Source organism: Streptomyces sp. PA03-3a, from assembly GCF_033792735.1.
GTDB lineage: Bacteria > Actinomycetota > Actinomycetes > Streptomycetales > Streptomycetaceae > Actinacidiphila.
Genome location: NZ_JARAVM010000020.1, coordinates 110,216 through 123,127, shown reverse-complemented (window position 1 = coordinate 123,127; position 12,912 = coordinate 110,216). Strand labels below are relative to the sequence as shown.

Annotated in this window: 10 protein-coding genes and 2 pseudogenes; 7 read left to right on the top strand and 5 right to left on the bottom strand. The window is 74.5% G+C overall.

Annotated features, from left to right (window positions below):
- Positions 1-3 precede the first annotated feature (3 nt).
- Positions 4-622 (top strand): annotated as a pseudogene (locus tag PV342_RS24080) (ATP-binding SpoIIE family protein phosphatase); the annotation flags it as partial.
- Positions 623-721: 99 nt separating this feature from the next.
- On the opposite strand, the gene PV342_RS24075 reads toward PV342_RS24080, so the two are convergent.
- On the bottom strand, positions 722-1,432 hold the full coding sequence (locus PV342_RS24075; protein ID WP_500318655.1) for a hypothetical protein: 711 nt from the start codon (positions 1,430-1,432) through the stop codon (positions 722-724).
- Positions 1,433-1,580: 148 nt separating this feature from the next.
- Here PV342_RS24075 and PV342_RS24070 point away from each other — a divergent pair, with 148 nt between their 5' ends.
- The 4 genes from PV342_RS24070 (at position 1,581) to PV342_RS24055 (ending at position 4,999) form a co-directional block, all read left to right on the top strand.
- Positions 1,581-2,456 (top strand): Fpg/Nei family DNA glycosylase, encoded by an 876-nt coding sequence (locus PV342_RS24070; protein ID WP_500318654.1) that lies wholly within the window; start codon positions 1,581-1,583, stop codon positions 2,454-2,456.
- 63 nt (positions 2,457-2,519) lie between these two features.
- Positions 2,520-3,131, top strand: coding sequence for an NAD(P)-dependent oxidoreductase (locus PV342_RS24065; RefSeq protein ID WP_386991749.1), 612 nt, complete (start codon positions 2,520-2,522; stop codon positions 3,129-3,131).
- Positions 3,132-3,221: 90 nt separating this feature from the next.
- Entirely contained in the window at positions 3,222-3,761 is a 540-nt protein-coding gene (locus tag PV342_RS24060; RefSeq protein ID WP_400807695.1) for a DoxX family protein, read from the top strand.
- Positions 3,762-3,835: 74 nt separating this feature from the next.
- A complete protein-coding gene (locus PV342_RS24055; RefSeq protein ID WP_400807693.1) occupies positions 3,836-4,999 on the top strand; it encodes a lactate 2-monooxygenase in 1,164 nt (387 codons plus the stop codon).
- Between the two features lie 11 nt (positions 5,000-5,010).
- Here the strand turns inward: PV342_RS24055 and PV342_RS24050 are convergent, their stop codons facing one another.
- Positions 5,011-5,742 (bottom strand): class I SAM-dependent methyltransferase, encoded by a 732-nt coding sequence (locus tag PV342_RS24050; protein WP_500318653.1) that lies wholly within the window; start codon positions 5,740-5,742, stop codon positions 5,011-5,013.
- Between the two features lie 136 nt (positions 5,743-5,878).
- Between PV342_RS24050 and PV342_RS24045 the strand changes: the two genes are divergently transcribed.
- Positions 5,879-6,301 (top strand): VOC family protein, encoded by a 423-nt coding sequence (locus PV342_RS24045; protein WP_400807689.1) that lies wholly within the window; start codon positions 5,879-5,881, stop codon positions 6,299-6,301.
- On the opposite strand, the gene PV342_RS24040 is transcribed toward PV342_RS24045, so the two are convergent.
- Positions 6,276-8,189 carry a PAS domain S-box protein gene (locus PV342_RS24040; RefSeq protein WP_400807686.1) on the bottom strand — a complete coding sequence of 638 codons (1,914 nt, stop codon included), beginning with the start codon at positions 8,187-8,189 and terminating at the stop codon, positions 6,276-6,278. The two genes, PV342_RS24045 and PV342_RS24040, sit on opposite strands and share 26 nt — an antisense overlap.
- 239 nt (positions 8,190-8,428) lie before the next feature.
- Here PV342_RS24040 and PV342_RS24035 point away from each other — a divergent pair.
- A pseudogene (locus tag PV342_RS24035) lies at positions 8,429-10,840 on the top strand (phosphoketolase family protein); the annotation flags it as partial.
- A gap of 22 nt (positions 10,841-10,862) precedes the next feature.
- On the opposite strand, the gene PV342_RS24030 reads toward PV342_RS24035, so the two are convergent.
- The gene (locus tag PV342_RS24030; RefSeq protein ID WP_500318652.1) at positions 10,863-11,033 is read right to left on the bottom strand and encodes a hypothetical protein; all 171 of its coding nucleotides are present in this window, start codon (positions 11,031-11,033) and stop codon (positions 10,863-10,865) included.
- The gene (locus PV342_RS24025) at positions 11,030-12,907 is read right to left on the bottom strand and encodes a complex I subunit 5 family protein (RefSeq protein ID WP_400807681.1); all 1,878 of its coding nucleotides are present in this window, start codon (positions 12,905-12,907) and stop codon (positions 11,030-11,032) included. Before PV342_RS24025 ends, PV342_RS24030 begins: the two co-directional genes overlap by 4 nt.
- Between the last annotated feature and the right edge of the window lie 5 nt (positions 12,908-12,912).

The window sequence follows — 12,912 nt, the reverse complement described above, 5'->3', positions numbered from 1 at the left end:
ACGGGCGGACTGCCCTTCGAGTCGGCTGAGTCAGAACCGCCCGAGGGCAGCCTGCCGGCCCTCTCCACCGACGGCCTGATCGAGTCGGCCGGACACGACGTCGACGCGGGGCTCACGACGCTCGCCCGGACGCTCACCCGGCCTGCCGGGAGCCTGGAGGAACTCTGCGACAACGTGCTGTACGGGCCGCTGCGGGACCGGCCCGGCGACGACATCGCCCTGCTGATCGCCCGCACCCGGGCGCTCGACGCGCGTCAGGTCGTCACATGGGAACTGCCCGACGAACCGGTCGTCGTCGCCGACGCGCGCGGCGCGGCCGGGGAGCACCGCGGGAATGGGGGCTCGGGGAGGCCGTGTTCATCACCGGACTGGTCGTCAGCGAGCTGGTGACCGAAGCGATCCGCTACGCCGGTGGCGGCCCGATCCAGCTCCGGCTGACCGCGACGCCACCTTGATCTGCGAGGTCTCCGACACCAGCAGCACCGCCCCGCACCCGCGCCGTGCCCGGAGCTTCCACGAGGGCGGCCGCGGGCTGCTGCTCGTCGCCCAGCTCACGCAGCGCTGGGGATCCCGGCGGACGCCCACCGGCAAGACGATCTGGGCCGAGCAGGCACTGCCCTGACGTCCCTGAGCGCGCCCGGCCCCGGTGCGGCACCCCTCCCCGGTGCGGCACCCGCCTCGGTGCGGCGCCGCACTGAAGCCGTGTCAGCCCGCAAGCGGCTCAGCCGCCCCGGGACCAGTCCCCCTGCCGGCCGCCGCCCCACCGGTCACCGCCGGAATCGCCGTGCCGGCCGGAGCCGCCGCCGGCGCGGTGCCGGCCGCCGAGGTGCCCCTGCTCGCCCGAGCGGTGCGCGGCGACGGCGCGGGCCACGGCCTCCTGCCAGTCCTGGCTGTCCCAGTCGCCGCTGACGCGGGCGTGGCGTCCCGGGGCGGGAGGGCCGTCCGGGACGTCCGTGCGCGCGGCGTCGCGGGCGCCGGATCCCGTACCCGTGCCGCTCGTGGGGGCGCCGGTGTCCGTGCCCCTGGACGCGGACTTCGTGACCGCCTCGGGGCTGGACTTCGGGGTCTCGGCGGCGACGGCGGCGCCCGCCGCGGTCGGCACCATGGTCTCCCCGACGACCCCGTCCGGTACGGTCCTGACCGGCTCCTGGGCGGCTTTCGCGACGTCGCCGGAGCCGCCGTGCGGCATCAGCATGGACAGCCCCGCGACGGCGCCGGTCGCCGTCAGCACGGCCGTGCCCACCGAGCTGCGGCCGGGCCCGCGGCGCTGCCCGCGGTGGCGGCCGCCGACGACCTCTCCGCTGATCACCCGGACCTCCGAGGCCTCACCGGCCTCCACCGGCTGCGGCCGGGGTATCACCTCGGTGGGGTCCAGCGCACCCGGGTCCGGGTGGCTCGGTGCCTCGGCGGGCAGGGGGAGAGAATCGGCCATGGCTGCGATCATTCACATCCGGCGGCCCGATGTCCAGTTCTCCCGAAGATCCAACTGTCCGCTCACAGCGCGGCATTGAACGCCGATACCGGGTGGGGCCGTCCGGACGCCGCTCGCACCCCGCCGCCCCGGGGCGCACACTGGTCGCATGCCGGAACTGCCCGAAGTCGAGGCCCTGGCCGGGTTCCTCTCCGACCGCATAGCCGGGCACGCCATCGCCCGGATCCTGCCCGTGGCGGTGAGCGTCCTCAAGACCTACGACCCGCCGCTGGACGCGCTGCACGGCCGTACCGTGACCTCCGTGGGGCGGCGCGGCAAGTTCCTCGTCCTCACCACCGACGACGGCGCGGGCCCGTACCTCGCCGTCCATCTGGCCCGGGGCGGCTGGCTGCGCTGGAAGGACGACCTGCCCACGACGGCGCCCCGCCCCGGCAAGGGCCCGCTCGCGCTGCGGCTGCTGATGGCGGAACCGGAGGGAGCCGGCTTCGACCTGACGGAGGCGGGGACCCAGAAGCGGCTGGCCGTCCACTGCGTCCGGGACCTCCAGGACGTCCCCGGCATCGCCCGGCTCGGCCCCGAGCCGCTCGGTCCCGCCTTCACCCGCGAGGTCTTCGCGGCCCTCCTCTCCGGCGAACGCCGCCGCATCAAGGGCGTCCTGCGCGACCAGGGCGTCATCGCCGGTGTCGGCAACGCCTATTCGGACGAGGTGCTGCACGCCGCCCGGATGTCGCCGTACGCGCTCGCCGCGAACCTCTCCGAGGAGGAGGTCAGCCGGTTGTACGAAGCGCTGCGCACCACCCTCCTGGACGCCGTCGAACGCTCCCGCGGTCTTGCCGCGGGCGACCTGAAGGGCGAGAAGAAGACCGGGCTGCGGGTGCACGGGCGCACCGGCGAACCGTGCCCCGTCTGCGGCGACACGATCCGCGAGGTCTCCTTCAGCGACTCATCCCTGCAGTACTGCCCCACCTGCCAGACCGGCGGGAAGCCGCTCGCCGACCGCAGGATGTCGCGGCTGCTGAAGTAGCCGCCCGGCGGGCGGTGGACCAGGATGGCCGGTGACCCGTCCCCGACCCGGAGCCGTGCCGACATGCGTATCGCGATCTTCGGAGCCACCGGCCATGTGGGACGCGAACTCCTCGCGCAGGCGCTCGCCTCGGGCCACGAGGTCACCGCCCTGGCCCGCGACCCCGCCGCGCTCCCCCCGCACGAACGGCTGACGGTGGTGCCCGGCGACGTCCGGGACCCCGAGGCCGTCGGCCGCGTCGTGGCGGGCACCGACGGGGTGCTCAGCGCCCTCGGCACGCGTTCCCCGCGCGGCGGGACCGTCTGCGCCGACGCGATGCGGCGCATCCTCCCCGCCATGCGGGCACTCGGCGTACGGCGGCTGGTGGCCGTCGGGGCGTACGGGTCGGGACCCGGCAGGCGCGGCGCGTACCGGGTCGCGACCTCGCTGGTCATCCCGGCCATCATGCGGGACAAGGACCGGCAGGAGGAGGTGATCCGCGCCGAGGGCGACCTGTGGACGATCGTGCGTCCCGCGGTCATCACCGGCGGCCGCTACTCCGGCGTCTACCGCACCGGACCCGATCTTCGGCTTGGCCTCGCCTCCCGGGTCAGCCGGGCCGACCTCGCCGACTTCATGCTCCGCGCCCTGGGCTCCGAGGACTGCGTACGGCAGGCCGTGGCCATCGCCTCCTGACCGCCCGGACGGCCCATCGCGGGCGGCGTGCCCCGCGGCGGGCGCCGAGACTGGCCGTACGCGTCCGCACCGCCCCGGAAGGACCCCGTCATGCTCAACAGCCGCCGCAAGGACCTCGGACTGCTCGCGCTGCGCCTCGGGGCGGGCGCGGTGCTCGTCGCGCACGGCACCCAGAAGCTCTTCGGCTGGTTCGGAGGTCACGGCCTGGAGGGCACCGGCGAGGCGATGGAGTCCATGGGCTTCCGGCCCGGCCGGCGCAGCGCGCTCGCCTCGGGCCTCGCCGAGGCGGGCGGCGGAACCCTGCTGGCGCTCGGGCTGGCCACCCCGGCCGCGGGCGCGGCCGCCGCCGGGGGGATGGCCGGCGCGGTCTCCGTGCACCTGCCGGCGGGCTTCTTCTCCGCCTCGGGCGGCTTCGAGTTCCCGGCCTTCCTGGGCTTCACGGCGGCCGCGATCGGCCTCGCGGGACCCGGCCGGTACTCCCTGGACCACCTGACCGGCGGCGTACTGGACTGCCCCTGGACGGTCGCGGCCTCCTTCGCGGCCAGCGCCGCCGCCGCCGCGCTGGTGATCTCCCGCCGAAACGCCGCCGTACGCGCCGACATGGCGGCCGAGCTGCCGGAAGAAGCCTGACCGGACGGTGGACGCGGCGGCCAGGCCCTGACACAGTCCTGCTCTCGGCACCGACAGACGGGACAGGGACAGGGATGGGCGACCGGGCGGACCACCAGTACGAGATCTACCTCAACGGGCTCGCCGGCGTGCTGCCCGCGCTCCCCACGGATCTGACGCGGCTGGAGGCACTGGCCGCCGAGCGCCTGGCCCCCGGCCCCTTCGGGTACGTCGCCGGCAGTGCGGGAAGCGGCCGTACGGAACGCGCCAACCGGGAGGCCCTGGACCGGCTGCGGATCGTGCCGCGCATGCTGCGCGACGTGTCGTCGCGCGACCTGTCGGTGGAGGTCCTCGGCCGCACGCTGAGCGCCCCGCTCGCGCTGGGCCCGGTCGGCGTCCTGTCGATCGTGCACCCCGACGCCGAGTGCGCGGCCGCCCGGGCCGCCGCGGCGCAGGGGGTGCCGTTCGTACTCTCCTCGGCGTCCAGCACGCCCATGGAGGACGTCGCCGAGGCCATGGGCGACGCCGAACGCTGGTTCCAGCTGTACTGGGCCAAGGACCGGGAGGTGACGCGCAGTTTCCTGGGCCGCGCCAGGGCCGCCGGGTACACGGCGCTGCTCGTCACCCTCGACACCCCGCTGCTCGCCTGGCGGCCCCGCGACCTGGACCAGGCGTACCTGCCCTTCCTCAAGGGCATCGGCACCGCCAACTACTTCACCGACCCCGCGTTCCTCGCCGGACTCGCCAAGCCCGTCGAGGAGGACCTGAACGCCGCCGTACTGCACTTCGTCGGCATGTTCGCCGACCCCGGCAAGACCTGGCCCGACCTCGCCTTCCTGCGCGAGAACTGGGACGGCCCCATCGTCCTCAAGGGCGTCCAGCACCCCGACGACGCCCGCCTGGCCGCCGACGCCGGCATGGACGGCGTCGTCGTCTCCAACCACGGCGGCCGCCAGGTGGGCGGCGCGATCGGCGCCGCCGACGCCCTCCCCGCGGTGGCCCGCGCCGTCGGCGACCGCCTCGCCGTCCTCTTCGACAGCGGCATCCGCACCGGCGACGACGTCTTCAAGGCTCTCGCCCTCGGCGCGTCCGCCGTGCTCCTCGGCCGCCCCTACGCCTACGGCCTCGGCCTCGGCGGCAGGGCGGGCGTCGAGCACGTCGTACGCTGCCTGCTCGCCGAGTTCGACCTCACCCTCGCCCTGTCGGGCCACTCCCGCCCGGGGGAACTCGGCCCGCAGTCGCTGCAGCAGGTCCCGTAGGCGGCGGGGTGTCAGGCAGGCGCCGTCGCGCCGGCGTCCTCGGGTTTGCGGACGCGGAAGGCGAACTGCCCGCAGTAGGTGAGCTTGCGCAGGTTCGCCAGGGCGGCGCCGCGCTTGGTCCGATGCGCCCAGGTGTCGATCTCGGCGTTCAGGGGTGACGCCTCGTCCCAGTACCGGCCGTACTCCGGCGGCCGCCCGTGGTACGAGCGCATGATGAGGGTCACCCCGTCCAGCGAGGGCCGGATCTCCTCCATGGCGAGTCCGGCCTCCTCGACCAGCACCCGGAAGCCGTACGGCGTGTAGTTCCAGAGGCTGAAGGAGTGGTAGGGCTCGAACTGCGAGGTGCTGCCGATGAAGACCCCGCCCGGCCGCAGCACCCGTCCGATCTCGGCCAGCAGTTCCCTCGGGCGGGAGACGTGCTCGAACACCTGGTGCGAGTAGACCAGCGGGAGGGCGCCGCTGCGGAAGGGCAGCCGGACGCCGTCGTAGTACAGGACGGGGTCGTCGCCGGGGGTGCGCTGCCGTGCCTCGGGGGAGCCGCTGATGTCGACGCCCACCCAGCGCACCCGCGGGTTGTGCCGGCGGAAGTACGCGGCGGAGCCGCCCCGGCCGCAGCCGAGGTCCACCACCCGGTCCGGTGCCCGGGGGGAGGTCATGGCCTCGTCGAGGTAGAAGCGCGACGTGACCTGGCGGGCGTGGTCGTCGGGGATGCAGTCGCGCATGAGCTCCCACAGGGTTGCCATGGACCCGATGCTACGGACGGGCCCCGGAGCGGGACCGGCGGCGCGCGGCCCTGGGGCGGGCCCGCACCGCCGTCCGGGCGCCGGGACTCGCGCAATGCGGACCGGAACTGACCGCGAGCCGCGCGAGCATGACGGTATGACATCGACATTCCGCGGTCTGGCCACCATCCGCTACCACGCCGAGGACCTCGCGGCCGCGAAGGCCTGGTACTCCGAACTGCTCGGCGTCGAGCCCTACTTCGACACCCCGGACGACATCGAGTTCCGCCTCGGCGACCACAGCCAGGAGCTGGGCGTCTCGCGTACGCCCTCGGCGCCCGCCGGCGTGGTCGCCTACTGGCACGTCGACGACGTCGGGGCGGTCTGGGAGCAACTGCTCTCCCTGGGGGCCCGCGCGCACGAGGCGCCGCGCGACCACGGCCACGACTTCGTCGCGGGCGCGGCCGTCGACCCCTTCGGGAACCTGATCGGCATGATGTACAACCCGCACTTCGCCGAGATGGCCGCGGCGCCCCGCGGCGGCGCCCCCGGCGTCACCCCTGCGCCAGCCGGAGGGTGAACCACACCGTCTTGCCCTCGCTCGACGGCCGCGTGCCCCAACCCGTGGCCAAGGCCTCCACCAGCAGCAGGCCGCGCCCCGACTCGTCGCCGAGTTCGGCCGGACGGCGCTGCGGGATGTGGGTGCTGTGGTCGGTGACCTCGACGGTGATCTCCCGGTCGGTACGGTGCAGCCGCAGTCGCAGCGGCCCCTGGGCGTGCCGGACGGCGTTGGTGAGGACCTCCGAGGCCAGCAGGCAGGCGGCGTCCGAGACGTCCGCGCAGCCCCACTGCGCCAGGGTCTCGCAGACGAAGCCGCGCCCGTCGGCGACCGCCGAGGGGACGGCCGTCACCTCCATGGCGGTCGAGGCGAGCGGTGCCTCGGGCAGCCGGGCCAGCAGCAGGGTGACGTCGTCGGCGTGGCCGTCGGCGTCGGGGCGCAGAGAGGCCAGCACCATGTCGGCGGCCTCCTCCAGCCCGGGGGCGCGGGCGAAGGCGGTACGCAGCTCCGCGCCCAGGCGGCGCAGCTGCTCGTCGATGTCGGAGCGGGGCGTCTCGACCAGCCCGTCGGTGTAGAGCACGAGCGTCGACCCCGCCGCCACGGGCAGGCACACCTGCTGGTGCGGCACGTCGCCGACACCGAGCGGCACGCTGATCGGCGCGGGCAGCTCCCGCACGGCGGCGTCGGGACCGGGATCCACCAGCAGTACCGGCAGATGGCCCGCCGAGCAGACCGTCACCTCGCCCGCGTCCGGGTCCACCACCAGGTAGCAGCAGGTGACGAGCTGGTCGGGCAGGTCGGCGACGAAGGCGTCGAGGGCCTGTATCAACTGCCGCGGGGGTATCCCGGTCTTGGCCAGCGCGCGGGCCGCCGACCGCAGTTGCCCCATCACCGCGGCGGCCTCGAGGCCGCGCCCCATCACGTCGCCGATGAGCACGCCCACCTGGCCTCCGCCCAGCGGGACGAGGTCGAACCAGTCGCCGCCGACGCCCGCGCCCTGAGTGGCGGGGAAGTAGCGGCTCGCGGTGCGCATGCCGGGCGGCTCGGGCGGCGACCCCATGAGGCTGCGCTGCAGGGTCAGCGCGATGTGCCGCTGCTGCCGGTACAGCTCCGTCAGCTCCTCCTCGGCACGCTTGAGGTCGGCGATGTCGCGCACGATGGAGCAGGCGCCCACGATGGCCCCGTCCCGACCGCGGATCGGCCAGAGGGTCACGTCGACGTCCAGCAGCCGCCCGGCGCTGGTCACCCGCAGCATCTCGAAGTGCTCGACCCGCTCGCCGCGGGCGAGCCGTTCCAGCAGGGTCGCGATCTCCTCCTTCAGGTGCTCCGGGGCCAGCATCGACACGTGCCGGCCGATCGCCTCCTCAGCCGAGTAGCCGTACAGCCGCTGCGCCGCGGCGTTCCAGTAGGTGATGCGGCCGTCGAGGGTCTTGGCGAGGATCGCGTCCTGGGACGACTCCACGAGCACCGCCAGCTCGTTGATGCGCTCCTCCGCGGCCTTGCGCTCGCTGACGTCGCGCACCGCGGCGGAGATCAGCAGGCCGTCGGCGGTCTGCAGCGGGCTGAGGCTGATCTCGACGGGGAACTCCCGGCCGTCCTTGCGCAGTCCGTACAGCTCCAGTCCGGCGCCCATCGGGCGCACCTGCTGGTTGTGCGCGTAGCCGTGCCGGTAGTCGGGGTGGTGGCCGCGGAAGCGATCGGGGACCAGCACCTCGACGGGGCGGCCCAGCAGTTCATGCCGGGTGTGGCCGAACAGGGACTCGGTCTGCGCGTTGACCAGTCTGATGACACCGGTGCCGTCCACGATGACCATCGCGTCCGGGGCCGCCTCGAGCAGCGCGCGGAACATCTCCTCGGCGGCCGGGTCGCCGACCGCCGGGGCCGCCGAGTCGGTCCGGGTCTCGTGCATCGTGGTCTCCCTGTCGATCCGGGCGTCCTTACGGGGCCGGTTCCGGGACCGTAGGGCCTGGGGACGGGCCGTGCCGGGGATGCGCCGAAAGCGGTCCGGTTCGCCCGAAACCGCTCAACGGGCGATCTTCCCTGCGTCCTCCTCCGGCACGGGCACTTCGGATCACGGCCCGTGTCGGACATCCCCCCGTCGTCCGGACCGACGGAAGAGGCCCCATCCGGCCCTAGCGGACCGTTGTCGCACATGGCGAGTCTGGGAAGGAGAGGTCTCCTGTACCCGACGTTTCGGAGGAAGCCATGCACGACGAGGAGCTCCGTGCCCTCGACGCCCATTGGCGCGCCGCGAACTACCTGGCGGTCGGCCAGATCTACCTGATGGGCAATCCGCTCCTGGCCGAACCGCTCCGCCCCGAACACGTGAAACCGCGGCTGCTGGGCCACTGGGGCACCTCGCCCGGCCTGAACCTCGTGTACACCCACCTGAACCGGGTGATCAAGGCCCGCGGGCAGCGGGAGCTCGCCGTCTGGGGACCGGGGCACGGCGGCCCGGCCGTCCTGGCGAACACGTGGCTGGAGGGCACGTACGCGCAGACCTACCCGGACGTCTCGCGTGACGCCGCGGGCATGGGCCGGCTCTTCCGGCAGTTCTCCTTCCCGGGGGGCGTGCCGAGCCACGTCGCGCCGGAGACCCCCGGCTCGATCCACGAGGGCGGTGAGCTCGGCTACTCCCTCTCGCACGCCTACGGTGCCGCCTTCGACCACCCCGAACTCGTCGTCACCTGTGTGATCGGCGACGGCGAGGCCGAGACGGGGCCGCTCGCCGCGTCCTGGCACTCCAACAAGTTCCTCGACCCCGTCCACGACGGGGCGGTCCTGCCCGTGCTGCACCTGAACGGCTACAAGATCGCCAACCCCACCGTGCTCGCCCGCGTCCCGGAGGGAGAACTCGACGAACTGCTGCGGGGCTACGGCCACGAACCGCTGCACGTCACCGGTGACGACCCGTTGGCCGTGCACACCGCCATGGCCGAGGCGATGGACACCGCCCTCGACCGGATCGCCGGGATCCAGGCCGCCGCGCGCGAGGGCGGGGAGCGCGGGCGTCCGCGCTGGCCGGTCATCGTGCTGCGCACGCCGAAGGGGTGGACCGGCCCGGCCGAGGTCGACGGCCTGCCCGTGGAGGGCACCTGGCGCGCCCACCAGGTGCCGCTGGCCGCGGTCCGCGACAACCCGCAGCACCTGCGGCAGCTCGAGGAGTGGATGCGCTCCTACCGGCCCCGGGAGCTGTTCGACGAGGACGGCGCGCCCACCGCGCAGGTGCTCGCCTGCGTCCCCGAGGGCGACCTGCGGCTCGGCGCCACCCCGTACGCCAACGGCGGGCTGCTGCTGCGCGACCTGCCCGTACCGCCGCTGGAGCGGTTCGCCGTCGAGGTCGACAAGCCGGGCGTCACCCTGCACGAGCCCACCCGGATCCTCGGGGGCCTGCTGGAGCGCGTCATGGCCGACACCGCCGGGCGCCGCGACTTCCGGCTCGTCGGCCCCGACGAGACCGCCTCCAACCGGCTGGAGGCGGTCTACGAGGCCTCCGGCAAGGCATGGCAGGCCGAGGTCCTTCCCGTCGACGAGAACCTCGACCGGCACGGCCGCGTCATGGAGATCCTGTCCGAGCACACCTGCCAGGGCTGGCTGGAGGGCTATCTGCTCACCGGCAGGCACGGGCTGTTCTCCTGCTACGAGGCCTTCGTCCACATCGTCGACTCGATGGTCAACCAGCACATCAAGTGGCTCCGCACGACGAGGGCGCTGCCCTGGCGCCGTCCCATCGCCTCCCTGAACTACCTGCTGACCTCGCACGTGTGGCGCCAGGACCACAACGGCTTCTCGCACCAGGACCCCGGCTTCATCGACCACATCCTCAACAAGGCGCCCGAGGTCGTGCGGGTCTACCTGCCGCCGGACGCCAACACCCTGCTGTCGACCGCCGAGCACGTGCTGCACAGCCGCGACTACGTCAACGTCGTCGTCGCCGGCAAGCAGCCCTGCTTCGACTGGCTCGACCTCGACGCCGCCCGCGCCCACTGCGCCCGGGGCGCCGGCGTCTGGCAGTGGGCGGGCACCGAGGACGGCACCCGCGAACCGGACGTCGTCCTCGCCTGCGCCGGTGACGTCCCCACCCAGGAGGTGCTGGCCGCCGCCTCGCTGATCCGCCGTCACCTGCCGGAGCTGGCCGTACGGGTGGTCAACGTGGTCGACCTCGCGCGGCTGGTGCCCAAGGACGAGCACCCGCACGGCATGGCCGACCCGGAGTACGACGCGCTCTTCACCCGCGACAAGCCGGTGATCTTCGCCTACCACGGCTATCCGTGGCTCATCCACCGCCTCGCCTACCGCCGTACCGGCCACGCCCACCTGCATGTGCGCGGCTACAAGGAGATCGGCACCACGACCACGCCCTTCGACATGGTCGTCCGCAACGACCTCGACCGCTTCCGGCTGGTCATGGACGTCATCGACCGCGTACCGGGGCTCGCCGTGCGGGCCGCGCCGGTACGGCAGCTGATGGAGGACTCCCGGCTGCGGCACCACGCGTGGATCCGCGAGCACGGCACGGACCTGCCCGAGGTCGCCGAGTGGACGTGGCCGGGGCGGTGACCGGCTGACCGGCAGCCGTGCCTCACGGCGCGCCGCCCGCGGCCGACGCGGGCGGCGCGTCCTGCTCCGCCTCCCCGAACCGCGCCAGTGCCGGCGCCCCCGCGATCGACAGCACAAAGCCGAGCGCGGCGAGCGGGGCCCGGTCGTGCCGCATGGCCCGGGGCGGGCGGTCCGCGCGACCGCCACGCGTCATCCGCCGCCCGCCTGCGCGCCGAAGGCGACGAGCAGCGCCGCGACACCGACGGCGAGCCAGGCGACGGAGTCCCCGGGCAGTCCCGAGTGCAGCCGCCGCAGCGGCACGACGGCCGTCCGGGTCACCGCGCCCGCGGCGGCACGGGCGCGCCGCGCGAGGGCGCCCGAGGCACCGGGGCCCCACACGGACGCCGCGGCCAGGGCCGCGGCGGCGCCCGTGGACAGCAGGCCCAGCAGCACGCCCTCCGGCGTCCAGTCGGCCGCCGGAGGGGGCTCGGCGGGAGCGGGCGCACGCGCCGGGCCGAGCGTCGCGGCGGCGTAGCCCGCGTGGTCGGTGAACACCGTCGCGGAACGGGCGAGGCAGGCGCCCACCGCCGGGACCGTGCCGACCGCGAGGCTGCCGAGGAGCAGCAGCGCCGGGACGGCGACCATCATCACCGGCAGGACCCGGCGCGGCCCGCGGATCTCCGGCTCCTCGCCCTCGCCGCTGGTCTCCGGCTCCCACGGGTGGGACGCGGGAGGCGCCCCGGCGCCGTGGAAGACCCGCAGCGCGGCACGCAGCACGGCGCCGCCGGTCACCGCCGAGGCCACGAGGTACACGGCGGGCAGCCACCCCAGCCAGTGCGCCGCCGCGTCCTCCGCCAGCGCCTTCCCCAGCCCCGTGCCGAACGGCGGCAGCCCGGCGAGCACCAGCCCGGCGAGCAGGAACAGCACGCCGGGCAGCACCAGTTGACGGGCCCTGCCGTGCAGTCCGTGCTCGTCGACCGAGCCGTACCGGTCCAGCAGCACCCCGGTGAGGCCGAACAGCGCTGCCTTGGCGCCGGCGTGCCCGGCGACGTACACGGCCGTGCCCGCGGTGCCCAGCGGGGTGAGGGTGGCCACGCCCACCAGGAACAGGCCCACGTGCGAGACGGTGGAGAAGGCCAGCAGCCGCTTCAGGTGCCGCTGCTGCCAGCACATCACCGCCCCCACCAGCGCGGTCAGCACCCCGAACGCCGTCAGGGTGTAGCGCAGCGCGTGCGGCGGGACGCCGCCGGGACCTGCGAAGACCGCCCAGTAGACGCGTGCGACCCCGTAGACGCCCAGCTCGACCATCACGCCCGACAGCAGCATGCAGACCGGGGTCGGCGCGACGGCGTGCGCGTCGGGCAGCCACAGATGGAAGGGGATCATCGCGGCCTTCACCAGCAGCCCCGTCACGACCAGCACGAAGCCGCACACCACGAGGGCGTCCGGCCCGCCGTGCCGGGCCAGTTCGCGTCCGATGGCGGCGAAGCCCAGCTCGCCGGTGCGCGCGTACAGCAGGCCGATGCCCATCAGGGAGGTGTACGCGCCGAGCGAGTTGACGAGGCCGAAGGTCAGGGCGCCCTGCAGCGGACGGGGGTCCTCGATCCGGTACCCGGTGAGGGCGTACGCGACCACGCCCATCAGCTCGAAGAAGACGAAGGCGTCGAAGAGGTCGCCGGTCAGGGCGAATCCGCACATGCCCGCGTCGAAGAGCAGCAGCAGCGCCGGGAAGTTCCCCGCGTGGTCGCCGCCCTGCTCGGCGTAGTAGCGCCACGAGTAGACCACCACCGCCAGCACCAGCACCGCCGCGAGCAGTGCGATCCCGCCGCCGACCCGGTCCGCGGCGAGGACGATGCCGACGCCGTGGCCGCCCGGAGGCTGCGGCCGCCAGCCGCCGAGCCACGCAACGGACAGCCCGTCGCCCGCGCCCGCCCACAGCGCCGCCACGACGACGACCTCCGCCGCGGCGCAGACCGTCGCCAGCACGTCGCAGCCCAGCCGCGGCAGCCATCGGCCGCACACGGCCAGCAGCACCGCGCCGAGCAGCGGAACGGCGACGGCGAGCGGCAGCAGGGCGTCCGGCCCCACGGTCG